This is a genomic window from Halomonas meridiana (genome assembly GCF_009846525.1).
GTDB lineage: Bacteria > Pseudomonadota > Gammaproteobacteria > Pseudomonadales > Halomonadaceae > Vreelandella.
Genome location: NZ_CP024621.1, coordinates 1,075,017 through 1,099,794 on the forward strand (window position 1 = coordinate 1,075,017; position 24,778 = coordinate 1,099,794).

Annotated in this window: 31 protein-coding genes; 2 read left to right on the forward strand and 29 right to left on the reverse strand. The window is 59.8% G+C overall.

Features of this window, described 5'->3' with window-relative positions; translation table 11 throughout:
• Positions 1-282: 282 nt before the first annotated feature.
• The 29 genes from CTT34_RS05270 to CTT34_RS05405 all read right to left on the reverse strand — a co-directional run bounded on the left by CTT34_RS05270 (position 283) and on the right by CTT34_RS05405 (position 21,454).
• Entirely contained in the window at positions 283-867 is a 585-nt protein-coding gene (locus CTT34_RS05270) for a DUF2335 domain-containing protein (RefSeq protein WP_159341506.1), read from the reverse strand.
• The gene (locus CTT34_RS05275) at positions 815-1,042 is read right to left on the reverse strand and encodes a hypothetical protein (RefSeq protein WP_159341507.1); all 228 of its coding nucleotides are present in this window, start codon (positions 1,040-1,042) and stop codon (positions 815-817) included. Before CTT34_RS05275 ends, CTT34_RS05270 begins: the two co-directional genes overlap by 53 nt.
• Positions 1,043-1,429: 387 nt before the next feature.
• Positions 1,430-1,849 (reverse strand): type II toxin-antitoxin system HicB family antitoxin, encoded by a 420-nt coding sequence (locus CTT34_RS05280; RefSeq protein ID WP_159341508.1) that lies wholly within the window; start codon positions 1,847-1,849, stop codon positions 1,430-1,432.
• Between the two features lie 37 nt (positions 1,850-1,886).
• A complete protein-coding gene (locus tag CTT34_RS05285) occupies positions 1,887-2,069 on the reverse strand; it encodes a type II toxin-antitoxin system HicA family toxin (protein WP_159341509.1) in 183 nt (60 codons plus the stop codon).
• 84 nt (positions 2,070-2,153) lie between these two features.
• Entirely contained in the window at positions 2,154-3,140 is a 987-nt protein-coding gene (locus CTT34_RS05290) for a contractile injection system protein, VgrG/Pvc8 family (RefSeq protein WP_159341510.1), read from the reverse strand.
• Complete coding sequence (locus tag CTT34_RS05295) at positions 3,137-3,580, reverse strand: phage tail protein (protein WP_159341511.1); 444 nt, start codon at positions 3,578-3,580, stop codon at positions 3,137-3,139. The genes CTT34_RS05290 and CTT34_RS05295 overlap by 4 nt, the downstream gene beginning before the upstream one ends.
• 10 nt (positions 3,581-3,590) lie before the next feature.
• Entirely contained in the window at positions 3,591-6,683 is a 3,093-nt protein-coding gene (locus CTT34_RS05300) for a phage tail tape measure protein (RefSeq protein ID WP_159341512.1), read from the reverse strand.
• Between the two features lie 21 nt (positions 6,684-6,704).
• Complete coding sequence (locus tag CTT34_RS05305) at positions 6,705-6,848, reverse strand: GpE family phage tail protein (protein ID WP_159341513.1); 144 nt, start codon at positions 6,846-6,848, stop codon at positions 6,705-6,707.
• A 26-nt stretch (positions 6,849-6,874) separates the two neighbouring features.
• Positions 6,875-7,225, reverse strand: coding sequence for a phage tail assembly protein (locus CTT34_RS05310; protein WP_159341514.1), 351 nt, complete (start codon positions 7,223-7,225; stop codon positions 6,875-6,877).
• 59 nt (positions 7,226-7,284) lie between these two features.
• Positions 7,285-7,794 (reverse strand): phage major tail tube protein, encoded by a 510-nt coding sequence (locus CTT34_RS05315; protein WP_159341515.1) that lies wholly within the window; start codon positions 7,792-7,794, stop codon positions 7,285-7,287.
• 37 nt (positions 7,795-7,831) lie between these two features.
• Positions 7,832-9,340, reverse strand: a complete 1,509-nt coding sequence (locus tag CTT34_RS05320) for a phage tail sheath protein (RefSeq protein ID WP_217352981.1) — start codon at positions 9,338-9,340, stop codon at positions 7,832-7,834.
• Positions 9,341-9,657: 317 nt separating this feature from the next.
• Complete coding sequence (locus tag CTT34_RS05325; protein ID WP_159341516.1) at positions 9,658-10,329, reverse strand: HU family DNA-binding protein; 672 nt, start codon at positions 10,327-10,329, stop codon at positions 9,658-9,660.
• Position 10,330: 1 nt separating this feature from the next.
• The gene (locus CTT34_RS05330) at positions 10,331-12,856 is read right to left on the reverse strand and encodes a tail fiber protein (protein ID WP_159341517.1); all 2,526 of its coding nucleotides are present in this window, start codon (positions 12,854-12,856) and stop codon (positions 10,331-10,333) included.
• Position 12,857: 1 nt separating this feature from the next.
• Complete coding sequence (locus CTT34_RS05335; RefSeq protein ID WP_159341518.1) at positions 12,858-13,391, reverse strand: phage tail protein I; 534 nt, start codon at positions 13,389-13,391, stop codon at positions 12,858-12,860.
• Positions 13,384-14,274, reverse strand: coding sequence for a baseplate assembly protein (locus CTT34_RS05340; protein WP_159341519.1), 891 nt, complete (start codon positions 14,272-14,274; stop codon positions 13,384-13,386). The genes CTT34_RS05335 and CTT34_RS05340 overlap by 8 nt, the downstream gene beginning before the upstream one ends.
• Entirely contained in the window at positions 14,271-14,609 is a 339-nt protein-coding gene (locus CTT34_RS05345; protein WP_159341520.1) for a GPW/gp25 family protein, read from the reverse strand. Before CTT34_RS05345 ends, CTT34_RS05340 begins: the two co-directional genes overlap by 4 nt.
• Positions 14,609-15,178, reverse strand: a complete 570-nt coding sequence (locus CTT34_RS05350) for a phage baseplate assembly protein V (protein WP_159341521.1) — start codon at positions 15,176-15,178, stop codon at positions 14,609-14,611. The genes CTT34_RS05345 and CTT34_RS05350 overlap by 1 nt, the downstream gene beginning before the upstream one ends.
• Positions 15,179-15,256: 78 nt before the next feature.
• On the reverse strand, positions 15,257-15,724 hold the full coding sequence (locus tag CTT34_RS05355) for a phage virion morphogenesis protein (RefSeq protein ID WP_159341522.1): 468 nt from the start codon (positions 15,722-15,724) through the stop codon (positions 15,257-15,259).
• Positions 15,721-16,206 (reverse strand): phage tail protein, encoded by a 486-nt coding sequence (locus CTT34_RS05360; RefSeq protein ID WP_159341523.1) that lies wholly within the window; start codon positions 16,204-16,206, stop codon positions 15,721-15,723. The genes CTT34_RS05355 and CTT34_RS05360 overlap by 4 nt, the downstream gene beginning before the upstream one ends.
• On the reverse strand, positions 16,203-16,409 hold the full coding sequence (lysC, locus tag CTT34_RS18700) for an Rz1-like lysis system protein LysC (protein WP_475326169.1): 207 nt from the start codon (positions 16,407-16,409) through the stop codon (positions 16,203-16,205). The genes CTT34_RS05360 and lysC overlap by 4 nt, the downstream gene beginning before the upstream one ends.
• Positions 16,324-16,674 (reverse strand): hypothetical protein, encoded by a 351-nt coding sequence (locus CTT34_RS05365; protein WP_159341524.1) that lies wholly within the window; start codon positions 16,672-16,674, stop codon positions 16,324-16,326. Before CTT34_RS05365 ends, lysC begins: the two co-directional genes overlap by 86 nt.
• A complete protein-coding gene (locus CTT34_RS05370; protein ID WP_159341525.1) occupies positions 16,671-17,483 on the reverse strand; it encodes an N-acetylmuramidase domain-containing protein in 813 nt (270 codons plus the stop codon). Before CTT34_RS05370 ends, CTT34_RS05365 begins: the two co-directional genes overlap by 4 nt.
• 1 nt (position 17,484) lies before the next feature.
• Positions 17,485-17,757 carry a phage holin family protein gene (locus CTT34_RS05375; protein WP_159341526.1) on the reverse strand — a complete coding sequence of 91 codons (273 nt, stop codon included), beginning with the start codon at positions 17,755-17,757 and terminating at the stop codon, positions 17,485-17,487.
• On the reverse strand, positions 17,754-18,098 hold the full coding sequence (locus tag CTT34_RS05380; RefSeq protein ID WP_159341527.1) for a putative holin: 345 nt from the start codon (positions 18,096-18,098) through the stop codon (positions 17,754-17,756). The genes CTT34_RS05375 and CTT34_RS05380 overlap by 4 nt, the downstream gene beginning before the upstream one ends.
• A gap of 19 nt (positions 18,099-18,117) precedes the next feature.
• Positions 18,118-18,333, reverse strand: coding sequence for a tail protein X (locus tag CTT34_RS05385; protein ID WP_159341528.1), 216 nt, complete (start codon positions 18,331-18,333; stop codon positions 18,118-18,120).
• Complete coding sequence (locus CTT34_RS05390; RefSeq protein ID WP_159341529.1) at positions 18,330-18,791, reverse strand: head completion/stabilization protein; 462 nt, start codon at positions 18,789-18,791, stop codon at positions 18,330-18,332. Before CTT34_RS05390 ends, CTT34_RS05385 begins: the two co-directional genes overlap by 4 nt.
• 104 nt (positions 18,792-18,895) lie before the next feature.
• Positions 18,896-19,576, reverse strand: a complete 681-nt coding sequence (gene gpM, locus CTT34_RS05395; protein WP_159341530.1) for a phage terminase small subunit — start codon at positions 19,574-19,576, stop codon at positions 18,896-18,898.
• Positions 19,576-20,598, reverse strand: a complete 1,023-nt coding sequence (locus CTT34_RS05400) for a phage major capsid protein, P2 family (protein ID WP_159341531.1) — start codon at positions 20,596-20,598, stop codon at positions 19,576-19,578. The genes gpM and CTT34_RS05400 overlap by 1 nt, the downstream gene beginning before the upstream one ends.
• Positions 20,599-20,641: 43 nt before the next feature.
• On the reverse strand, positions 20,642-21,454 hold the full coding sequence (locus CTT34_RS05405) for a GPO family capsid scaffolding protein (protein WP_159341532.1): 813 nt from the start codon (positions 21,452-21,454) through the stop codon (positions 20,642-20,644).
• A gap of 144 nt (positions 21,455-21,598) precedes the next feature.
• Between CTT34_RS05405 and CTT34_RS05410 the strand changes: the two genes are divergently transcribed.
• The gene (locus CTT34_RS05410) at positions 21,599-23,389 is read left to right on the forward strand and encodes a terminase large subunit domain-containing protein (protein ID WP_159341533.1); all 1,791 of its coding nucleotides are present in this window, start codon (positions 21,599-21,601) and stop codon (positions 23,387-23,389) included.
• Positions 23,386-24,447 carry a phage portal protein gene (locus tag CTT34_RS05415; RefSeq protein ID WP_159341534.1) on the forward strand — a complete coding sequence of 354 codons (1,062 nt, stop codon included), beginning with the start codon at positions 23,386-23,388 and terminating at the stop codon, positions 24,445-24,447. Before CTT34_RS05410 ends, CTT34_RS05415 begins: the two co-directional genes overlap by 4 nt.
• The last annotated feature ends 331 nt before the right edge of the window (positions 24,448-24,778 follow it).

The window sequence follows — 24,778 nt, forward strand, 5'->3', positions numbered from 1 at the left end:
ATATAGTGAGGGTCGTAGCGTTGGTCAAGGTCGAATTTGGTAAAATTACGGGGCTTATCGACACGGGGGCGTAGGCGGATTGCTGAGCCGTGTAAGTGATCTCTTACACACGAATCAGCAATGGCCTACAGATGTGCCGGTGTTTTTTTGAGACGATTCCTTCGTCGCTTGGAAGCACGCGGGACGGATTCCGCCTCGCCAGAAGGATGCGGCACCCACGCCCCCGGCCATGGATTGGTTGGGGGCTTTTTGTGAATAGCCTTAGGGTATTTTCTGATGTGCCTAGTCTTCGGCGCTGCGTCGACCATAGATAAAGGCCGCGACCATACCACCTATATCCATGGCTGTGATCATCGCAGCGACGCCTGCATGGTCTAAGTACAAAGCAAAAGCCGCTACGCTGAAACCTGCCAGTGCTACTGTTGCGGCTAGTAATTGGCCACGTAAATCACGAGTGGTCTCAGCACGTACAATCGTCGTTTCCGTACGGTGGCGGTGTTCGCGTTCGCTGTCAGCCCAGTCGATTATTTTGGCTGCCGAGCCAGGCACTATAGCCTCATAGCCGCTCAAAATACTGGGAGGGGGTAAAGGCCCTTGAAATGCCGAGGTAGTGCGTCGGCTGATGGCCACCGCAACGTCTGATTTGTGGCGCTGCAGTAGTTGAGTAAGTGCCTGCTGTTCTTCATCTGAGAGATCGTCTTTGCTTAGCAGGGTGCCAAGTTCGGCGAGCTCTTGTTGATCCTCAGGCGAATCAGCTTCTTGATCCGCCCGAAGGTTTTGATGATGTGGCGTATGCTCGTCGTGATCCGTTTGATCAGGCTTCTGCGACTCGCTGGCGGGCTGAGGGTTTGATGAAGGTTTGGTCATATCGTTCGACAGCGCGGTCCATGTCTTTACCGATCTGTTCCCAGTCAGAGCTGAGTCGTTCAAGATCGGTTTTATGAGCGTCAATCAGATCACGATAACGAGTATTTGGCTGGATGTCGATAAGGCTACCGACGGCGCTCAGCAGACGCTGACGGCGTGAAGATGACATCTTCATGGTCTTGGCCTCCTTTGCAGCCTTTCTTACACATCGATTCACGGAAAATTCCGCCATTTCTGATGTTCTGATGGGTATGTCAGTTACCTATAGTCTGACACTTTAAGTGTACAGCGCAAGAGCTATAGGGAAAAAATAGTAGCCTATAGCATTTATTAAGTGATGTAAGTTATTGATTTTGTATTAAAAATAAATTTAATTAGGCTGGTTTTTGAGCTGTTTTTGAAGACGCCCGTACCGGGGGCTTGACCGCAAATTAAAGGGGCCAATTCGGGCTTACAATGGCAGCTCAATGATGTGGCAGCCTGATGCAATTGTGTGTTGGCAGCCAGTATGAAATAGCCTGTTATCAAAAGCCCCGCTGAGTGCGGGGCTTTTGCGTGGGGGTTAGCTGGCTTGTTTGTTCCTGGCCAGTTCGGCCATGGCGACGCGGGAGAGAAAGCCGGAGCGGGTTTTGTCGCCGGGGTGACGGGCCACGAAGTCGTCGATCTGTTTGACCAGGAGGTCGGGCAGGGTGACGTTGATCTTGTGGCTTTTGCCCAGGTACGGGGTCACGTCGATATCGACAACGGCCCAGATCCAGCCGGTGAAGTCGGGGTTGTCCATGTGATGTTCGATGGACGTGGCTTCGGGGATGGGGTCGCCGTATTCAACGGCCACTTCCAGCCAGCCATCGATGGCTTCTTTGGCGTTGGCCAAGGCGTCTTCGAAGGTGTCGCCTGCGGAGTGGCAGCCGGGCAGGTCGGGCACCACGACGCCATAGGCGTGTTGTTCGTCGCCGCGTTCAATGGCAATGGGAAATAACATGGCTCACCTCTATCAGTGGGGGCAGCAGTGGCCAGCCTCATTCGAGGCCAGCGCTTTTCCTGATGGCTTTGACCAATCCCGTTTTCAGATCCTTTTTCGGATGTGGCACGGTGATGGTGCCGGGTTTGGTCGGGTGCCTGAAGTGGTGGTGGCTGCCTTTGACTCTGACTAGTGCCCATCCATCCGCTTCCAATTGCTTGATCAGTGCTCTGCTGTTCACCTCCTGCCCCTTCGTCGTTGAATATGGGGTTACTATAACCCCGTTTTGTGAGCCTGTCAAAATTTATAACCCCAATAACCCTGTTTATAGTTCGGAGCGCTTTTCTAGCTGTAGCGCCGTGGTGTAGCTGGCATCGGTGAGGCTGTGGGTCACTTCGGTGATGATCCAGGGCGTGGCGTCGATCTGTGGTTTCCAGCCGATGCACCAGGCAGGCGTTTCGGGGAATAGTTCGGGGTTGCCTATTGCCTGGTTGATGCTGAAAAAGGCGGTGCCGCGTTGTATGCGTTGCCATTCGGCTTGGGCGGCCTCTAACGCTTCTTCCTCACTGGCGTAGGTGTGGCGTAGCTGCTGTGCGTTTTGTGGGTCGCCGACGGTGACGGCTTCGCGGGTGGCTTGGGCGGTGTTATTCCATAGCGCGGTCACGCCGGTGTACGCATCGCGTTCGGCTTTTAGGTAGCGGTGCTGGTCGCCGCTTTGGCGGCGCAGCTGAATGGGCGGAATCTCTAGCCCGGTGGCTGTTGTGGCTTGGCCAGCGGGTACAAAAATCAGGTGGCCGGTTTTGACGGTGGCCACCGCGTCGAATCTCTCTGCCAAGCGTGTGAGGAAGTGGAGGTCTGATTCGTCGGTTTGGTCGATGTGGGTGATGCGCACGCCTGCCAGCGTTGCGCCCACGCTGGCCACTAGGTCATGCCGCGCGGCGATGGTTTCGATAATGTCTCGCACCGTCACGCTATCCCAGCTTTGTGTCCGTTTCCCCGGCAGGCCTGCGCGCATGTTGGCACTGGATGCGCGGATGTTGAGGGTATCCGGTGCGCCGGTGTGCTCGATTTCGTCCACGATAAACGTGCCGCGCTCGGTGAGCGCTTGGCCTTTCCAGCCGATGGCCAGGGTAAGTTCCGCCCCGGTGGGGGGTATATCGAGCATGCCGTCGTCGTCGGTGAGGGTGATATCGAGCTGATCCGCTTGCATGCCGCGCCGATCATGCAGCGTGAGCGATGCCAGGCGCGCGCGGAACTCGGGGCTGATGATTTGGCCCTGTAGGCTGATGCGGTAGTCGGGTTGCATGGTCATGCCAGTGCTCCGGTAATAGCGCGTAGGGCGCTGCTTTCCAGGATGCCGAGCAGTTCGGTTCGGCCTTCATCAATCCGTGTGAGTTTGATATCGAACTCGATTTGCTTGGCGGCGCCGTCTCTAAAGAACTCGCTTTTTCGCTCGGTGAGGCTTTCGATGGTGTACATGCCGTAGTAGGTGCCGGTGCCTTCGATCAGCGGCCATGCCCGGCCTTCATCGGCCAGGGCGCGGAGCATATCGAGATTCTGTTGGCCGCCGGTGAACATGGGCAGCAGGGTGCCGGTGAGGTTGATGGTGTCGTCACCGGGGCCAAGGAACTGGTGCACCGGGCGAGCGTTGATGCGCGAGGTGCTGGCGTGCCGCCAGTTGGTTTGCCGCTGTAGCTCTTGGTAAGCGGCGGTGCTGAGGCCGAAGACGAATAATCCGTAAGTCATCATCATGGGGTTGCCCTCAATCGTTATCGTGGAAGTTGCGGCGGCTGGCAGCGGCGGCGCGGCGCTCGGCATCTTGGAGGGCGCGTTGCACTTGCTCATTCACCATTCTGGCCAGCGCTTGCTCATCCATGCCGGGGGCAGCGTGTACTTCGATGTTGATGCCGCCATGAATCACTAGCCCGCCGCTGGGGGCTGCGCTGGCGTGGCTTTGCAGCGGTGGGCGGGCGTCGATCTGTACCGCGCTGGTGTCGATGTTGGCGGCGCTGGCGTTGGTGGCCAGCCCGGCACCGAGCATGAGCCCACCGGCGGCGTTACGCAGGTTGTTGGCAAGGCCGCGCACTTGCTTTATGGGGCTGTCGGCGTCGTCTTCGATACCGTTGGCCAGGCCTTGTGAGACGAAGTTGCCAATGGTGGCAAACACGCGGCTGGGGGAGTTGATGTCGAGCCAGTTACGCACGGTGCCAGTGACATCATTGGCGAGGTTAGCGGCGCTTTCGGTGGCACGGTTGGCACCGTCGCGGATGCCGTTGCCCATTCCGGCCGCTGTCTCCCGACCCCACTCCATGGCTCGGTTTGCCCCATCACCGATGGAGTCCCACGCGCTGGTCATGGCTTCTTGTACCCAACCGGCGATGTTGCCCGCCATGCCCATGACTTGGTCGCGGAGAGCCCCGGCCATGCTGGCGATCCCGTTGATCATGCCTTCCACTATGTTGATGCCGAAGCCTTCAAACACACGGCTGGGTGAGTTGATGCCCAGCACGTTTTTAAACCAAGTGGCCACGCTGCTGGCCATGCCGGTGACCCACTCGCGCAACGCGGCGAGTTTTGCCCCCATCCCGCTCAGCAATCCATCGATCACAAAGCCGCCTAGCGTGCGGAAGCCTTCGGGCACTGAGACGCCCAGCCGTTCTAACGTGCTGGTAAACGCGTTATAGATCAGCCCTAAGGGTGACCAGTTGATGAGTAGGCGCGCGACGCCGCCCACGCCTTCATCAAACGCAGCTTTCACTTGCTGCCATAGGCCCACGAAAAACGCCTTGATGGGTTCCCAGTATTTGTAGATCAGGTAGGCGGCACCGGCGATGGCGGCAATGCCCCAGCCGATTGGCCCCATGGCGACTAATAGCCCCTTCAGCGCACCGGCCACCCAGGGGATGGCGGTTTTGGCGATCCAGCCTAATGCGGTGCCTAGGCCACCGACCTTGATGCCCAGCGTGGTCATGGCGAACTTGGCGAACAGCAGCGGGGAGAGGATGCTGGCGAACGTCATTGTGACGGCACCGCCCACCGTGGCCAGGGCGATCATGCCCGCCGCCACCTTGGCGATGGTGCCCGCTAGCTCGGGGTTGGCTTTGATCCACTCGCCCACGCCGCGCGTGATGGTGGTGATGTTCTGTACAAGCTGACGCAAGGGGCCGTCGTTGGTGTCGGTGATGCTGATGCCGACTTCTTCCCAGGCACTGCGCAGGCTCTTGAGGTCGCCGCCGAGGTTGTCGGCCATGACGCGGGCCATCTCGGCGTTTTCCCCGGCGTTGGTTTGCAGGGCGTTGATGAGGTCGTCCAGCATGCCTTCGGACATGCCGTTGACCAACTCGGTCATGCCGGACCCGGCTTCGGCGCCGAAGATTTTGGAGAGCAGGGCGCGGCGCTCCACGTTGCCGAGATCCCGCGTGGCGTTGTTGATGTCGCGGAGAATGTCGGGCATGGCGCGCATGTTGCCACTGGCATCGGCCACTTCGAGGTTGAGCTGTTCCATAGCGTCGCGGCCTGCCTTCGCGGGGTCGGTCAGGCGGTTGGCCATGGCGCGCATGGCGGTACCGGCCATGCTGCCTTGAATGCCGATGTTACCCATCAAGCCCGCCATGGCGGCGGCTTGTTCCATGGTGAGGTCGAGATCTTCGGAGCCGCCCAGGTACTTCATGGTTTCGCCGAGCATTTCCAGATTGACGTTCGCGCGGCTGGCAGTACCGGAGAGGATGTCCGCGACGCGTGCCATTGCGCCGTCGGCTTCCATATCGATTTTGAAGGTGCCCGCGATGTTGGAGGCGATATCCGCCGCGCGGGCTAGCTCGGTGTTGTTTGCCAGGGCGAGATCGAGCACGTCGCGCATCGAGGCCTGAATGGCTTCCGCGCTCATCCCCGCGCGCAGCAGGAACTCTTGGCCGCCGCCGACTTCGGTGGCACTGAACGCGGTGGAGCCGCCTAGCTCGCGGGATTGTTCACGCAACGCCTGGTAGCGTTCATCGTCTGCCCCAAAGCGGCCGACCGCTTGTAGCGTGCTCATCTGTTCGCCCCAGGCGACGCCTGGCATTAGCAGGCGGCTGGCGGCGTAACCTTGCGCAATACCGGTGCCGAACATGCCCATACCCACGCCTTGGGCGCGGGCGACGTTGGCCATGCCGTTTTGGTAGCGGTCGCGGGCTTGGGTTAAGCGGCGCTGACGTTCGGCAACTTCGGAGAGGTGGCGTTTCTGTTCCTGCAGGGCGGTGTTGAGCCGTTCCTCTTTGGTGCGCAGCTCTCGGGCGCTTCGGCCCAGGTTGTCGGTGCTGATGCCCGCTTCATCCAGGCGCGTTTTTAGGCCACGGATGCGCTCGGTTTGCGTGGCGTGGTTTTGGGTGAGCCGTTTGACTTCTTCGCCTGCGTGGCGGGTTCGGTTGCGATATTCCCGCAGGGCGCGGGCGGAGCGATCGAACTCGCTTTGCTGGCCATGCAGGCGCACGCGGGCGCGTTCTAGCGAGGCGGTGAGCTGGTCGCTGGGTTGTTTGGTGCGTAGTAGCTCGCGGGCGAGGCGGTCGTATTCGCGGCGGGCAACGGTGAGCCCTGATTTGACGTTGGCGTGGGCTTCGCGCTGCTGTTCGAGTGCTTGGGTGTATTGCTGGTTGCGTGCTCGAGCGTCGCGCATCGCCCGGGTGTTCTGCCGCATGGCGGCGTTGGCCTTGCGGTAGCTGGTGAGGTCGCTTTGGGTGTGCTGTAGCTCTTTGAGCTGGTCGCGGGTTTCGCGCATGGCCTGGCCGGTGTGGCCAGCGTTTTGGCGCATGCGTTTGAGTGGGCCGGTGACACGGTCCACGGCGTTGAGCATCACTTGCAGTCGTAGATTACGTGCCATCGGTTTTCCCTATTGGCTGCCTTACTTTTTGCCTTGCTTGCCACCTTTGGGCTTGGCGCCTTCGTGGCGTTTGCGGGCGCGTTCGCGCCATTCCATGAGTTCGTCGAGTTCCATGCCGTCCATGGCTTGTGGCTCCCAGTGGAACACCATGGCGAGATCCGCCATGGCGTCTTCGACAAACTCCGGAAGCGCTAGGCTTCGATTTCCTTGAACTTCTTTGGGGTTAAAAAACCGTTCAGCGCCGTGCCGAGTTGCACGAGATCCACGATGTCCATGGTTTTCAGCTCGGCTTCGGTGAGCGCGGGCGTGGTGATGCGGGGCATGACTTTGGTGAGGGCGGCTACGTCCAGGTTCATGATGTCCACCAAGCTGACGCCGCGCATGCCGCCACTCATCGGCTTGCGCACGGTGATCTCTTTCACCAGCGTTTTGCCACGCTGTAGCGGGGTTTCGAGCTCGACGGTTTCAGTGGGTACGCCGGGGGCAGTGGCGGGCTTGGCTTCGGTGGCTTCTACGGCTTGGGCTTCGGTGTTGTCGGTCATGGTGGTGCATTCCTATGGGGTGGGCCGCCGGAGCGACCTTGATGGTTGGTGAGGTTGAGTTATAGGCCGAGGGCGCGACGGCGCTGGGCGAGGCGATCTTCGCCGCGCACGTTGAACACGTAGCCGGGCACGTCGCGCTCGATCACGTCTTCGCCGTCCACCGTGAGCTTGAAGTAGCTCAGCGTGGTGGTGACGCTGATTTGGTTGTTGTCGCCTTTGCTGGCATCGCCGAGGTTGATGGTTTTATGGCGGCCGCGCATGACGATCTCGACCGGGATGATGCTGCCGTCTTCGTCGGATTCGTAAGAGCCTGTCATGCGGAGTAGGGCGGCGTCGTGAATGGGGCTGCCGTAGGTATCGAACAGACCGGCGACGGTCATGCCGCCGAGGGTCCATTCGAAGGTTTGCAGTTCGTTGCCGTGGTCGACTTCGATGGGGCCGTCCATACCGCCGCCTTCGTACTCGACCATGCGGCGGGCGAGTTCGGGCAGCGTTAGCTCGGGCACCATGCCCTGCCAGTTGTTGCCGTCGCCGAACAAGTTAAAGTCTTTGAGGATATTGGGAAGCATGCTGATGGCTCCTGTCATGGCCTATGGCGGCGGCGGTTTATTCGCTGATGCGGGCGGCGAAGTCGACCAAGTAACGGTCGGTGATGCGCTGCTGGAAGGTGAGGTCTTCCAGGGGCGGTACCGGGGTGTAGTCGTAGTCGATGTAGAGCTTGCCGGACTTCAACACCTCGGGGCTGTTCAGCTCTTCATCAAACCAGGCGGAGCCGCCGAGGATGTAGCCGCTGCGGGTGAGTTCGCGGAACTTGGCGTTAACGCCTTCGATGATGTCGCGCACCAGGCTGGGGTGCATGGGTTTATCGACGGCCCAGAAATGGGCTTCGGCGATGGTATCCGCCAGCACTTGCGCGGTGCGGGTGTAGGACTCGAACGCGAAGAGCGGATCTGCTGAGCAGGTGCGAGAGCCCCAGAATCGGAAGCCTTCTTTGCGGATCAGCGTGGTGACGTCGGCGTCGTTCAGATAGCCCGCATCGGTGGCGGGGTTTTGCAGATCCCAGGAGACGTCTTTGCTAATGCCGGTGACGCCATTCACGGGCATGTTGGAAAGCGTCTTGTGCCAGCCGATCTGGTTATCCAGCTTGGCGCGGTGGCCGAGTGCTTTGGCGACGGCGGGCAGCGGGAGGGTTTCTTCGGCGTCGACATCGAACGCTTGCCAGTTGGGCCAGAGGATCATCACTTCGCGCTGGCCAAAATTTTCCCGGTACATGCGGGCTTCTTCTTTGGTTTGGCAGCCGTGGGCGTAGGCGTACACGAAACCGCGTAGCTGCTGGGCGATGCCTGCGAGGGCGGCGGTGACGGCTTGGGTGTCGAGATCCGGCGCGCCGAAAATGCGCGGTTTTACGCCGAACTTGGTCTCGGCGGCTGTGAACGCTTGAATGCCGGTTTTCTGCCCAGTGGCTTGATCTACGCCGCCGATCACGTTGGCGGCGGTAGCTTGTTCGTCACTGCCTTTTTCGACGCGCACCACGACCACCACGGCTTTGGTTTCTTCCACGATGGCCGTCAGCGCGCGGCGCAGCGTGCCGCCTGCCCCGGCGTTGGCGATGGCGGTGTACAGGTTGGTGAGCAGCACCGGTTCGTTCAGCGGGAAGGGTTCATTGATGCCGCCGGTGAGGCGCACGGCTTGGACAGTGGCCGGGGTGCCTTGGCCATCGCCGTTGATGGCCACGCTGACCAGCGCCGAGGCGGCGCTATCCGCTGAAATGGCGGTGGCCACTTCATCGGCGGTGCTGAGGATCTCGCCTTCGGCATCGGTGGCGAGCGTAATGGTGACGTGTTTATCGGCTACTGCGACGTTGATGGCGGTGGAGGGCTCGCCGGGGTCACGGTGGGTGATTCGGATGTTGTCACCATTCACACCGACATTGGCGGCGGTGTAGGTAAGGTTTCCGTTGGCCTCAAGGCCATCGATTACGACACTGGCGGCGACGCCGGGGCTGGCATTGGGCGCGGTGGCCACCAGCCCGATGACGGCGGTGGATACGGTTTTGATAGGGCGCGTGCCTTCGTTGATCTCGGTCACACGGACGCCGTGGAAGCGTTCGGTCATGGGCTTGTCTCCTGCGCAGGTTCAAGCGGTACTGGGTTCGTTTGGCGGTGTTAGTGGTGCCATGGTGTGGGGGTTGCGCGCGGGAGGGTAGTGGCGGGCGTTGTGCGAAAAAAACGGCACAAAAAAGGGCACATTTGGGGAATGTGCCCCTTATCACTAGGGTAGCCATCATGGAATATTGTCATGCCCTATCTAGCCCTAGTGTTGAAACACCTCTGGAAACTCCTGAAATTTTGCATTCGTATTTGGCAGCTATGGGAGGATAGCGAGTCCGAATCTGAGTAAACCACCATGCCCGCCAATACGGCGGGCATCGCTTACCAGCTCAGAGAACTGATGGTGTCGCGGTCGCCGTTTTTTAGCGCCGCGGCGATCCGGTCTTCAAGGGCTTGGCGCTTTCCGATGACGTTGCCCGCTGCTTGTTGGTAGAGGTTAGATTTCTCCAGGATCCGGTCGATTAGCTCACTGAGTTCTAGGCCGCGTGCGTTGGCGATGGATTCGATCAACGGGCCACCACCCTCCAGCGCTTCACGCTCTTGACGCTCCCAGCTGAGCTGCTCGTAGTCGGGGTATTCGTTGCGCACTGCTGCTAATGCTTCGACTGATGCGGCGTTTATTTCACGGCGCTTTTGGTCGGCCAACTTGCCAAGCGTGACCGGCGGGCGGTCGACTAGGGAGGGGTAGCCGTCGTCGGCGGGTGCTAGCACTTTGCTGCCGTCGTTTTGCATTAGCGCCTGGTGCTGTGCCTCGGTGATTTCGACGGCGTCTTCAGGCAGGCGGCAATCGGGATTGGGGACGGTGATCATTGGCGGTTCGATGGTGTCATCGCGTACCTGGATTAATGGCGCGTCGTCTTCGCCCTGATGGTTAGGATCGGGCACCTCAACCATCGGCCATTCAAAGTCGGGGTCTATGATCGTGTGCGTGGGCTCGCCGAAGAGACGGGTGTCGTAGAAGCTGTTGGTAGCGGCGCTGTAGAACGTGGTCATCTTAATAGCCCCTTACTGTAATGCTGAAGGTACGCGGCCCGCTGGTGGTGGAAGGCAGGTTAATAGTGATGCCAAAGCGTGTGAGCGTGGCGCCGATGATATCGGCAGGCCCGACGGCTGCCGACAAGCGTGAGGCGCTGTACTGCGATGCCCTGTTAGGAAATGTAGTTGGCCAAGGGGCATAGATCTCTGTTTGCCCACCGGGCAACGTGAGGTTCATGCCTTGCTCAATCCAGCCGTTCGGGAGTTCATGCCAGTAGGATTCGCCTTTGGATATGGGAAAGGCCTCTGAAAGATTACCTGTGTGGTAATAGGTTACCCAGCCAGACCAAGACCCAGTGCTGGAAGTTTTGCGATTGACGTAAAGTGTGGGATTGGGAGAGTTACTGTATGCACTGGCGATCGCGAGAAGTGTTTCTCCACCCCCTTCTCGATGATAAAGAACAGCCCCATAGGCAGAGGATGGCCGATCAGTCACATTCGCATATCTATAAAAGCCTGTTTTCATGCCGGACGTATCTAGTAATGATGCGTTCGGCCAGGCAGGATCCCCGCCCCCTAAGCCGAATGCTCCGACCGTTAAGAGTTTTCCGATGGAATCGTCTGTATAGCTGTTTTGAACTTGGTTAGCTCTCAGTACACTGCTGTCGACACTAAGCGTTCGGTTACTCGATAAATTACCACCGCCTGTTAAGCCGCTTCCTGCTGTAATGGTTCTACTAGTACGAACGACACTGCTGTCAACGGATAGAGTTCTATTCGTTGCAAGACTTCCTCCTCCTTGGAGACCATCGCCGCTAATTACTTGTCTAGAGGTTTCGACGGGATTTAGATTGTCCCCGTGGTACATTTTTACCCACGGTTGCCAAGCACTATTGGCGCGCCTTCGCATGTACATCGCGCTAGAGTGAGAGCTGACGAAAATGAGCGTCGTTGTATTACTGTTAATTCCCGAACCCACATAGACAGTGCCTCGAGCGAGCTGACTATTTTGTACATCTATTGGCATGTTCAGCGTGTTTTCATCGCATTGATAAAACCCGCTAATGAGTGCTTTTTCTATGTCGTTATCGGGGGCTAGTACTCCTCCTTTCGAAACGCCGATTCCGAAAGCCCCCACCGCCATTATTTTTCCTGCTGTGTTATCCGTCGGTTCGGTTTGAATATCGCTTTTTCTTAATACGCTACTGTCCACGCTAATCGTACGGTTGCTTTCTAAGTTACCTCCCCCTTTCAAGCCATCACCGGTGCTAATTTGCCTACTGACTTCTACTGGAGATAGGTTCCCAGAGTGGTATAGCTCGACCCATTCGCCCCACTCATTGCTTGCAAAGCTGCGTGTTAGTAACACCGAGTTAGTGGTGGCTCGTGGTACAGCGATTTGAGTAGCGTTATAAGCTCCTAGTACAAACACGATACCCAATGCCAGCTGCGGTGGCGCGCCTAATGTGCTTGTATCGAAACGATAAATACCTGTTACGAATAAATCATTTAAGTTGTTTTTGTAAGGAGCGACCCCGCTTCCGATGCCAAAAGCACCTACTTCCATTAGCCGGTTCGATGTGTTGTCAGTCGCGTTCTCTTGAACATCTCGCGCCGCTGCCGATCCCGTGTTAGTGAGTAATGGATACCGCCCATCGTGATCATCACTCTGACGGTGGTCGTTCATCGCCTTGGCTTGCAGCACGGTAGCAGTGCTGCTGGAGGTGCGGCTTGCGGTGGTGCCCATGGTGGCGGAGGCACCGAGGCCTAAGTTGCTGCGCGCCTGGCTTGGGCTGGGCAGGTCGCTTAGGTTGTTGCCGCGCTGGGGGTAGCGGTTGTCGTGGTCGCCACTGGTGCGGTGGTCGTTCATTGCCGCCGCTTGTAGCAAAAGCGTGGTGCTGGTGGAGGTGCGTAGCGCAGTGTTTCCGAGCGTGGCCGATGCGCCCAGGCCAAGGTTAACTCGCGCCGTGGCGGCGCTGGTGAGGTCGGCGAGGTTCTGGCTTTTGGCTAGGCGTGTGTTGGCATTGTCGTTGGCCGACTTCACCGCGCGCGGCGTAGCGGCTTGGTGTTGGGCGGTGCTGTCGGTGGCATTGCTGAGGGTGACCACGCCAGGGGTGGTGAGGCTGGCGGGTGGGTTACTGAAGCTGATGTCGCCGAATTCCAGGCTGGCCGCGTCGATGTCGGCCAGCACGACATCGATGGTGAGCAGCATGGTGGAGCCGCTGGACTTTTCGATAATAGGGTCAGCTTGGCCATACACGGCGAACAGGGTGCCGGACCCGGTAAAAATCCCGAAGCCGCGGATGGTGTAGGTGTCTTGGCCTTCGTCTTTGGCGGTGACGCTGATGGTATCCGGCGCGACGATCTCGCCCGCGATGCTGCTGACCCGTTTGATTTCACTGGGCAACGCGGTGAGCCCGGCGTTGGGCGTGAACGCGGCGGCGGTAAACCCGATATGGGTGAGCGTGACGGGGGCGGTGCCGGTGTTGTTGGCGTTGATGATTTCAGCACGCCCAGCGTCGGTGATGGTGATGTTGAGCGCCATGTTATTCCTCGGTCTGTAAGCGTCGATAAAGGATGGGGCGGGCGGCGGCATACGTGCCGATGCCCCCTTCGGCGGCGATGCCTGCGATTAGGGTGAAGTGGCTGCGCACGGGTTTGACGCGGTGAACTTCTTGGATGATGTCGTCTTGTAGTTCGGCGGCGTTGTTGTCGGCGCGCACGGTGAGCACCAGTTCAAACGTGTGCGGTGTGCCTTTGGGCTCGGTTTGCCACCATTCGCGGATTGCCACGCCCGCGCCGAAACTCTCGACTACGCGGCGCACCGATTGCGCGGTGCCCCGGCGGCGGTGGATCTCGACGGCTTGGCGGATGCGTTCGCGCTTGATGCGCTCGGACCAGTAGGGCTTCCATGCGGCGACGCCGAGCGACCACGCGAGCCAGGGGAGTAGCTCGGTGGGGCAGTTATCCGGGTTCCATAGGTCGCGCAGCGGCGTGGGGACGTCTGACACGCGAGCGGTGGCTTCTGCGGCGCTCTTTTCTAACGCGGTGGCGTTGGCGGGTAGCAGGTGGTTACTCATGTACGCCCCCATCGGTGAGCGCGATAGCGGTGCAGTAGGCGGCTTGCTGTCGGTTGACGTTGATCGTGGCCGAAGGGCTTGCCAGCTCGACACGCTGGACGCCTGCGCGGTGCAGGGCGGCGTAAACGCCTGACAGGGTGATGTCCATGCCTAGCCGGTGTTGGCGATCCGCGTAGCGTTGAGCTTCCGCTTGTGCTTCGGCGAGGACGACTTGGCTATCTGGCCCCGGCTGAAAGTAGAGCGTGGCGGCGATGGTGTAGGGCACGATCTCGGCCCCTTGCACCGTGACGTGATCCGTCAGCGGGCGCACCGTTTCGGCGCTGACGGCTTGCTCCACAGCATCGAGCAGCTCGGGCGGTGCGGTGCCGTCGCCCTCACGGCCTAGCACGGTGACGACGACATCACCGGGGGCGGGGCTGGTGGCACTGGCGTCTAATACGCTGCCGCTGGCGGAGAGGGCATGGAATATGTAGGCGCCTTCTGGCCCTGCGGTTGATAGCCCTTCGAGAGAAAGCAGAATCCGCCGGCGGAAGTCGGGGTTGGTTTCGTACTCCGGTGGTACCGGAGGAATAGCTGCGGGGTCGCCTGCGTAGGTTTGCAGCCGTTTGACGTTGAAGAGCGCGCCGAGGTTGTCGAGGTCTTCGTCTTCGGAGTAGGCCAGCATGACGGCGCGGGCGGCTTGGTTGACCCGCTGGCGAACCAACATTTCCCGATAGGCGGCGACTTCCAGCACTTTGTAGATGGGGTCGGACTCGGCGGGTACGTCAAATTCAGGGTAACGGCCGACCAGGTCAGCGAGCAGCTCTGCCAGAATCTCTTCGTAGTCGATGGTTTCGACCACGTTAGGCACGGGCAGTTGTGAAAGATCAATCGCAGTGCTCATGCCAGGGGCACTCCTACGTTCATGGCTTGGCCATCGGCAGTGCGGCCTTGCAGCTCGATCACCACGGCACCGTGTTGCTGGGTGTCGACGGTGCGGCGCGCGCCGGTGATTTGAATGCGTGGTTCCCAGCGGGTGACGGCGATGATGGTGGCGGCGTAGACCTGCATGAGGAGGGCGTCATTCATGGGCATGTCGAGCAGCTCGGGCACAAGGCTGCCGTAGTCGCGGCGCATGACGCGGGAGCCGATGGGCGTGGTGATGATGTCGTCAACGCTTTGGCGGATGTGGTCGATGCCATCCAGCCGCTTGCCTGTTTGGACGTTCATGCCGGGCATTAGATGGGCTCTCCTGTGTTCGCGGGGCCGGGTTGAATGCCGCCGTGCTTGTGGTCGCTACCGGTGTTTTTACCGTTGTGGGTATGGGTACCGCCCTGCTGGCTGTAGCTGCCTTCGCGCTGCATATCGCCTTTGTGCTGGATGCCGCCTACCCACTGCGTGCCGCCGGGGGCGGTGATTTCGATGGAGCCCGGCAGGTTGATGCGTAGCACGCTGTTGGCATGGTCGTATTCAAACAGGGCGCTATCGGGAAACGCGCGGCTGATTTTGCCGGGGTCATTGGTCGGTGGTTGGGCGCTGAATTGGAACAGGCTGGGCATGGCCACGCCGTTGGCGAGATCCCCGCCGGGAGAGAGGATCATTACCTGTTCGCCAACGGTGGGCGGGTTCCAATCGCGGGTAGTGCCCGCGCGGCCACCGGCCCAGGGTAGCCAACCGGTGAGCAGATCCCCCGAGCGCACGCGCACGGTGGGCAGGCGTTCACCCGCCGCGCCGTGGTCCACCTCGGCGATGGCACCGAAGCGAATGAGGTTTTGAATCAGGCGGAGTAGTTCGGCGACGTTGTTCATGCCACCAATGGTGTGAGGCTTGCGCGCGTATGGGTAGCGGTTGGCGTTGTGCCAGCCTTGCAGGACAAGCGGCGGGGGCTAGCTGGGCGGCGACAGGTGGTTCAGGACGCTTTCAGCGATGTGATCGGCGTCTTTGGCGGTGATGCCGATCAGCTCACGGCGAGCGTATTGGTGCTGTGGGCCGCCTTTCTCGACGCGGTCGCGCAGCCCGTAGTGATGCACGCGGGCGATGCGGGCGACGCGACCCAAAAAGCCCACGGCGGCTTCGTCGGCGGTGGTTTTGATCTTGAGGTATTTGGCCGTGCGCAGTCCCGTGAACATCACTTTGCGGCGGATGGCTCCGCTTCGGCCGCGTAGCTGTTTGCGTGGTTCAAACGGTGTGCCGTCGGGGTTGGTTTGAGCCTTGATGCGCTCGCGATTGGCAATACGCAGATCCCGCGCCACTTCTCTGGCCAGCACGCGTCGCTCTTTGGCGCTTAGGCTTTCGATCAGCGGCGTTAGCCAGTTATCCAACTGCTGCAGCTCTTGTTCGAGGTCGGTACTCATGCGGGGCTATCCCATTCCGCTACAAGATCATGCTCTGCATTTTCGGGGTGCTTGATATAGAGCTGCCAGTGTTTGGCGGGGCAGGCATCGGCGGGGTACTCGGGCATGCGGTGCTCGGCGTTGATGCGGCCGGTACTGCAATCCACTTTCGCCACGACGCGCTCGGTGAGGCGCACGGTCAGCGCGAGATCCCAGTGGGTGTTGCTGAGGATCTCGGCTTCAATCTGTACCGCCTCTTCTTCGATGAAATCCGGCTGGTAGGTGTTGAGCCACTGCAGTAGTGGGACCATGACCGTGTCGAGGCTGCCGCTGTAGTCGGTGATGATGATTTGAGCTTCGACGGTGTATTGGTGGGTCAGGTTTGTGCCGCGCGAAAACTTCACCTTGCCATCGTTCACGAAGGTGTGGAGCTGCTCGGGGTTTCGGCGCAGCTCTTCGACCGATGCGAGTAGGTGTTGGCGTAGGGATTGGAGTTTGATCATTGGAGCGACTCGACTAGGCCGTTATGGCGGGTTGCGCAGCCGTGATATTCAGCTGCCCAGGCTGTCATCGTGAGCGTGACATCGCTGCCGGTGCCGTCGGTGAGTGGCGGTAGGGTGTCAGGGCAGCGCTGCATCAAGTTCTGCTGTATCGGGCTGGGTTCCTGCGGCGGCGTGGTTGAGCAGGCGGATAACGTTAGGCTCAAGGCACACGCGCTGGTAAATCGGCTTTTGAATTTCACGAATGATTCCCCTATCGATGACCCGCTCATTGGCCTGCAGCTCTGCCAGGCGCGTTTCGACGTTGGCGGCGATCTCGGATTCGCGCGCCATGGCAGCGTTGATGGCTTGCTGGGCAGCGCGCTCGGCGGTGAGGGCGTGGCTGTCGTTTTGCCAGTTGGCGACTTGCCAGCCAGCGGCGAAGGTGGTGGCCAGCGCGGCGGCGCTGGCTAACAGGACTAGCTTGTTCATGCGGCCAACCTCAAGCCTTGTGTGTGGCGGCGGTAGGCGGCGGCTAGCTTGGTGTCGTAGTCGTTGGCGGCGTAGTTGGGGCCGTTATAGCGGCTGGCGAAGTCTGCCCAATCGTGGCGGCGCAGGGCGGCATGAATCGCCTTATCTTTTTCGATAAAGCGCACGAAGGCATCTAGCTGGTTGGCTTCGTTGATGGCCATGTCGGCGGCGTAGTTTTCTGCGGACTCATACCCCAGGCGTTTCCAGTGAAAGCCCATGATCTGGAACAGCCCCCAGCTTGCCGACTCAATCGACGCTGCACCGTGAATCTTGCCCGCGCGTTCGCGGCGGTTGTGCTCCCAGTGACCACCGAGATAACCGCCGGGACTGGCATTGACGATGTCGGGCATCGCGTGTTGATACGGCATGGGGTTAATCGCGTGATGCTGTAACTGACGGCGCATGATGTGGCGTTCAAACAGAATGACCGGCGCACCGTTGCGTGGCCCCCCAAAATGAAACCCGCTACCACGACTCTCAACTTCATTCACTGCCATGACGGCCGCTAACTCCACGCCTAGCCGATCTGCTGCGTCGACGAGATCCACTTGTCGCAGCATTCGTTCATTTTTCTGGCCATGCAGCGCGGCGCGGGTTTTCGGCCCTGCGATGCCGTCAACGACTAGGCCTTGTGAGCGCTGGTAGCCGCGCACGGCTTGCTCGGTTTTCGGGCCGAAGTGGCCGTCGATGCTCAGCGGGTAACCGTTGGCTTTTAGCTCGCGCTGCAGCGCGGTGACACTGGGACCGATGGAGCCTTGGCGTAGCAACATGCTATTGCCTCCGTAGTGGGCGGATGAGGTGGGCGACGTTGCCGCCGGTGCGGATGAGGCCGATGGCCAGCGCTACTAGGGTGATAGCGATCACCCAGCGCACGGCGTCATGGGATGGTGGCCCCATGACGGCTAGATACGTGGTGGCCACCACTAACAGCCATGACAGCAGGGCGATGCCAGGGCGATAGCGTGCAGTGCGGCGGCGAAAGGTGAGCAACCGCGCCAGGATCACGAGCGCAGCGGCTAATGTGATGGCATCAACGATGTTCACTTACGGCCCCCAAGCCAGGCTTTCAGGTCGAGCGTTTTTACTCCTTCAATCGCTCTTAGCCCGGCGGTTACGGAAACGGCGGATGCAATGAACGCGGCTACGGCAGAGTGCTCGAGCATGCTGCCTAGCGTGGCAGGGCCGCCGAGGTACCCCACCCAAAAACTGATGAACAGGTAGGCCAGGCGCTCCAGAATGCCTAGCTCTTTGGCGCTGATGACGAATAGCGTGGCGCCGCAAAATGCGCCTACGACTGCATTGGCGTCGATGCCGGGCAGCATGCCGATCACCAACGCGGCGAGCGATGCGGTACCGGCGGCAGCGGCGGTTGATGGTTCGGCCATGGGTTCCCCTTGTGTTCGTTCAGCTCCAGAGCTGGATTTTTGGCTTTTTGGTTTCGCGGGTGTCCGGTGGCGGCGGTAGCGTGACCGGCGTTCCCTCTTTGAGCAACGGGCCTTGCTCGGCCAGGTGCGGGTTTAGCTGCAGCGTTTGCTCAGTAATCGCTGCCGTTCTGCCGTACACGCGGTAGAGCAGGGCGTCTAACGTTTCGCCCTGGTGGGCGCGCACGATGCGGTTCATATCAGCTCGACCGTGGTGTGGTTGATGCCGGTCAGCTCTGCGATGGCCCAACGGGCATCGGCGCGGTAGTCGTCTGCCGCGAGGTCTTTGGCTTCGCCGCGTTCGTCGCCTTCGCCTGTTGCGGAAGCATCGCGGTAGCGTTCTAGGAGATCCGCCTGTGCTTGTGCGTAGACGGCGCGGCGGTAGAGCAGCTGGAGATCGCCGGGGGTCTGCCAGTTTTCGACCGGTACTTCGTCAATCGTGGCGCGGCCGCTTTCCTGCTGTTCGGCTTGGTAGTCGGCCAACTGGCGGTTTACATCTGCCATGGCGGCGCGCAGCGATTGTGTTAGTCGCTTGGGCGTGACGCTGTGCACGCGCTCTTCTTCACGGAAGTCGTTGGGGTTTATTTCTGGCCAAAAGCCGTTGTTGGCGATGGGCTCTAGCGTTGGGCTAGGCGGGTTAGTGCCGTGGGCGATCATGCTGGCCACCTGTTAAGAAAGAAGGGGGTGGACCGCTTCGCGCGAGGCTGAAAGCCCTTGCTTGGCGGTGCCCCCTTGCCGTCGGGGTGCGACTCGGTTGGGCGTTAGGCGTTGGCCTTTTCGCCTGCGTTCTTTAGCTGCCGTTCTAGCTGCTGCATGTCTTGCTTGACGCCAATTCGCTCATTGAGCGACAGCGCTTGCTTGAGCTGATCCAGCGCGCCTTCGGGATCTTCTGCGGCGCGTAGGGCGTAGCCGTAGTACTTATGCACCTTGGCTTTGATCTCATCGTGCATATCGGCATCACCGATGATGGCCACGGCGCGTGCCATGACGTTGGCTAGCGCGTCGGCGTCGGGATTTTCTTTTGCCAGTTGTAGCTTGACGCCTTCGGCGATCTCTTCGGCCAGGATGCTGACAGTGTCGCGCTCATACTGGTCGGGCGTATCGATGCTGTGCTTCACGGCGTAGGCTCCAATTTCCAGCGCTTTTTCGAAGTCGCCCACGTCGATACACCAGACCATCATGGTCATGAGCACGTCGTCTTTTGCGCCGTTGCCTTCGCTCAGCACGCCGTTGATGTAGGGCATGAATTCGGGCAGCAATTCCCGCTTTTTCTCGATCTTCGCCTGAATCGACTTGATGGTTTTGAGGGTGCGGCGGGCCTCATACAGGGCGTGCGCGTGGAGTTCGTATTGCTCGCCTCGTTGCTGCTCGCCTGGAGTGGCAGCGCCCGCCGCTTTCGCGGCGGTCACTTGCTCGTAGTGTTTACGGGCTGGGCTTTTCATTACGCACCCCCAGCGGCGACTTCAGTGATGTTCTCTACCAGGCAACCGAAGCCGTAATCTTCAATGACGTAGGCGTCATTGGAGCTTTCGTAGTTTTCGATGCGGTTGCGCTTGGGGTTGTCCATCACGTAACGGCGGCGGCTGCCGAGCTGCCAGTAAAGCGACAGGTTGGCCAGTGAGGTGATCATCACCGCACCGTCGGGCACGAATGGGGCGCGCACGGCTTGCAGGCCACCGACGCGCTTTTGGCTGATGATCAGATCAAGCGCCCGGGCTTCGGTCGGGGTTTCTGCGTTGCCTTGAATCAGCGGGAAATACTTATCCGCCAACATTTTCCGGCCCATGATGGCCACCAGCGCGGTGTCTTCTCGGTACCAGGGGTCGATCATTTCGTTGACGGCATCGAATACCAGGGCATCGAGGTTTTCATAATCACCGCCAGCGCCTACGGTCACTTTTCCCGCCGTGGCTCCATCGGTGAGCACGCGGGCGGGCGCATGAGTGCGGTACTTCTGCAGCCAGCCGATGTTCACATCCTGCAGCATTGGGTTTGCGGTGCGGTCGGTTTCCGTGGCGGCTGTGGTTCCGTTAAAGCCGATCATGATCCGGTCGAGCGCCTGACGCTGCAGGATGGCGTTGCGGATACGTGCTTGAAAGTCTGGGAAGCGTGACCAGGCATCCAGCTGCGCCCACTTGATATGGGTATCGAACTCGGTGCTGACCGCTTCGTAGCTGTTGTCGGTCAGCTCGGTGACGTCGCGGGTGGCGCGGTCTTTCTCTTCGGTGTTCGTGCGACCGGCGATGGGGCCGGTGACGCCGAGGCCCACTTTCTGCCCTTTGATCTCATCGACGCCGACCATGTTGATGCTGGACAGGAACTCGCTGGACTCCTGCATACGGGTTTCGAGCGTTTGCTGAACGCTGGGCGTGACGTTGAATTGTTCGCCCGCGCTCTCGACGCCGTTCAGCTTCGCTAGCTGATTTTTGAAGGCGTTAAAGGCTTTACGTGTATCGGTGCGCATGGTGTTTCCCTTGAATGATTGTGTTGGCGGCAGCTAGCGGGGCTTAGCAGTCGGTGAGTTGTTGGCCACCGCCTGTGGCGGGTGTGCGCGGCGGGGTGTCCGGGGTTCTGTCGATCTGGGCGTATAGCTCTTCGAAGCGTTTGTTCAGTTGGTTGTGGGCTGACTGCAACTGGCTGAACTGCTCGGCGGTGGGGCGGTTTTCCAGCTCATCGGCCAGAGCGTTGTAGTGCTCGGCGACCACTTCCAGCGTGCCTTCTAACTCGGTGCGGAAAGCTTCGAAGCCTTGGGTGGTTTTGGTGTCGTGGCGTTTGAACAAACTGGCGATCTTAGCTTTCAGGCCCTCGGCCGCCAGTGGCTTCTCTTCGCTGAAATCCAGCACGACTTCGACCGCTTCGCTGAACAGGTTGCCTTCGTGCTGCTTGCGGCTGGCCAGCGGGGAGCCTTTGCCCGCTTCGCGGCTGAACTTGATCATCTCGGTGCCGAGCGATGCGGGGGAGTCGGTGACGGCTAGGCCTTCCAGGTAGGCTTCGCCGGTGTCGCCAAACTTGGGGTTGACCTCGATGGAGCTGTAAACCTTTTGGCGCTTTTTGTTCATCGCCTTGAGTTCGTCGGTCGGGTCGATTTCGGCGAACAGGGCCAGCTTGCCGTCTTCCACTTCTCGGGCTTCTACCGAGAGCACGTCTCCGAGGGCGTTGAAGACGCTGTCGGCGGTCAGGCCGCGAATGTGTTCCATCCAGACGCGGGCACCGTACTTTTTGGGGTCGTAGTTAGCGGCCATTTGTTCGATCCATTCGCGTTGGATCTCGCGGCCGTCGGTGGTTGCGCCTTCGGTGGCGACGCGGAATGACTTGGGCATGTTGGGCTTCCTGAGCGGGTGGCTGTTCGTGTGGGCTCAGGTTCCGCGTGTAGCGCGTTTGGCTCAACGCTTTGGCGTTGTGCGGGGTTGGTAAGACAAGCCACGGCAGGCGTGGGCTTCGCGCGCGGCGGGTACGCTGGCGGCATGACGACGACAGCCCCCACCCCGATATTGAGCGCCGAGGAATCGCCGCGTATGACCGCCCGCCATTTGTACTGGCAGGGGTGGCGAGTCGCGCGCATTGCTGAGGTGATTAACGAAAAAGCCGCGACGGTGCATAGCTGGAAGGCGCGCGACCGTTGGGAAGATGCCACGCCCATCGAGCGAGTAGAACACTCGCTGGAGGCGCGAATGGTTCAATTGGTGGCCAAGCCGAAAAAAGAGCCGGGCGACTTTAAAGAGATTGATTTGCTTGGTCGCCAACTGGAGCGCCTGGCTAGGATTCGGAAGTATGACGAAACCGGGCGCGAGGGAGACTTAAACCCCAACATTGAGGCGCGCAACGCTGGGCCGAAGAAGAAGCCACGTCGAAACTCTTTGACTGAGGAGCTAATGGAGGCGTTGGAAGTCGCCTTCTTGGATTCTCTGTTCGAGTATCAAAAGGTGTGGTTAGAGGCGGGGCATAAGCACCGCATTCGTAACATCCTCAAAAGCCGCCAGATTGGCGCAACGTGGTTTTTTGCGCGTGAAGCCATCGTGGATGCGTTCAAAACCGGGCGTAACAAGATCTTTCTTTCTGCCAGCCGTGCCCAGGCGCATATCTTCCGTAACTACATCGTCCAGTTCGTCAAAGAGGTGTGCGATGTCGAGCTGAAGGGCGACCCGATTGTTTTGGATAACGGCGCCGAGCTGCACTTCCTGGGCACCAACAGCAAAACCGCCCAGGGGTACCACGGTGACGTTTATCTGGATGAGTATTTCTGGATTCATCGCTTTGCCGAGTTCCGCAAGGTCACCAGCGGCATGGCCATGCACAAGAAGTGGCGGCAGACGTATTTTTCGACGCCGTCGAGTGTTGGCCACGAGGGGTACCCGTTCTGGAATGGGGATCTGTTCAACAAGCGCCGCAAGAAGAGCGAGCGCGCCGAGTTCGATGTCAGCCACGAAACATTGAAAAACGGCAAGCTGTGCCCGGATGGGCACTGGCGGCAGATCGTGACCGTGCTGGATGCGATGGAAGGCGGCTGCGATCTGTTCGACCTTGATCAGCTGCGCATGGAGTATTCGCCGGAAGAGTTCGACAACCTGCTGATGTGCGGGTTTGTCGATGATTCGCAAAGCGCCTTCCCGCTGGCCACGATGAAGGCCTGCATGGTGGATAGCTGGGAAGTGTGGGATGACTACCGACCGTTTGCGCCGCGCCCGGTGGGTGATCGGGAGGTGTGGATCGGTTACGACCCGACCGGGCAGGGCGAGGATGGCGACGGCGCGGGGCTGGTGGTGGTTCTTCCCGCGCGTACTCGCGAGGAAAAGCACCGGGTATTGGAGCGGCACCGGCTCAAAGGTCAGGACTACGAAGATCAAGCCGCGTTCATCGAGTCGTTCCGCGACAAATACACGATTGGCCATATCGGCATCGATACCACCGGCATTGGCGGCGCGGTGGCTGAGCATGTTGAGAAGTGGTTCCCGACCGTGGTTCGCTACCGTTACGACGTCGCGCTCAAAACCTCAATGGTGCTCCAGGCTCAGCAGATCATGCGCAAAGACCGCTTGGAGTTCGATGCCGGTTGGTCGGATCTCGCCGCGTCGTTCATGTGTATCAAAAAGGAGCTGACCGGCTCTGGCCGCCAATTCACCTATGTATCGGGTCGCAACAAGGCGACCGGCCACGCGGATCTCGCGTGGGCAACGATGCACGCCTTACATTTTGAGCCTATCGACGGCCCGGCCAACGAAGGCGCTGGGCAATCCCTAATGGAGATGTACGAATGACAACGACCGCTGCGGCTAAGCCGCGTATTCGCGTGCCCGCCTATCAGACTGAAACGGCCGCCCCAGCGGTGGCCACTGACAACGGGCGGATGGAGGCGTTCACCTTTGGCGATCCTGAGCCGGTCACCAGCATGCGTGACGTTTGGTATGAAGGCGTCTGGTTGACGCCGGATGAGTGGTACGAGCCGCCGATCCCTTTGAGCATTCTAGCCAAGAGCTATCGTGCGACCCCACACCACGGCAGCGCCATGCAAGTGAAGCGGAACATCTTGCTAAAAACGTTTGTGCCTCACCCGCTGCTAAGCCGCCGCGACTTTAGCGCTTTGGCCCTTGATTATTTGGTGTTCGGCAACGGGTACTTGGAGGAGCTGAGAGGGCGGCTAGGGCGCTTACTGGGTTTACAACACCGTTCGTCAAAGTACATGAGACGCGGTGACAATGATCGGTACTGGTGGAACCCCAACTATATGGAGCGCGTGGAGCTGCCCAAGGGGCGAACCATCCATCTGTTGGAGCCCGATATCGATCAAAGCATTTACGGAGTGCCGGACTATATCGGCAGCCTGCAAAGCGCCTGGTTGAATGAGAGCGCGACACTGTTCCGGCGTCGGTACTATCTGAACGGTTCTCACGCGGGATTCATCATGTACGTGAACGACCCCGCCCACGATCAGAAAGACATCGACGCAATGCGTAAAGCGCTGAAAGAGAGCAAGGGGCCGGGCAACTTCCGGAACCTGTTTCTCTACTCGCCCAGAGGTAAGAAAGATGGCGTACAAATCATCCCGGTGTCAGAGGTGGCCGCCAAAGATGAGTTCTACAACATCAAGAACATCACCCGCGACGATCAGCTGGCTGGTCATCGCATACCGCCCCAGTTGATGGGCATCATCCCGCAAAACACTGGCGGGTTTGGCGACATCGAAAAGGCAGCGCGGGTGTTCGTAGCCAATGAACTGGAACCGCTGCAGGCGACGATGAGAGAGATCAACGAGCACGTTGGGGAAGAGGTGGTGAGGTTCGACCCTTACCGACTGGATGACCCGAACGCAGAGTGAAACAAGCCACTGAACGCAGCCGCCCACTGGGGCGGCTTTTTTGTGCGCGCATACGTGAAGCTGTGTTTTGAATGAGTCGTATTAGTCTTATGATTAGCTCTATTATTCGCTACAAACGACGCAATTCTAAGCCTGTCCCGACCGTGCGCGAAGCGAGAACGTGCCTTGTGGTGGCTGTACGGCCCGCCCGCCCACCCACGGCGACGACCCACGCCGCGCCATCGGCACCCCGCCCCGCCCGCGCGCTAAATGTGGTGGTTTTTATGCACCCTTGCAGCAGCAGCTCAGGCCGCGCCACTACTGGGCGGCAAGGAGGTTTTAAAGGACTATT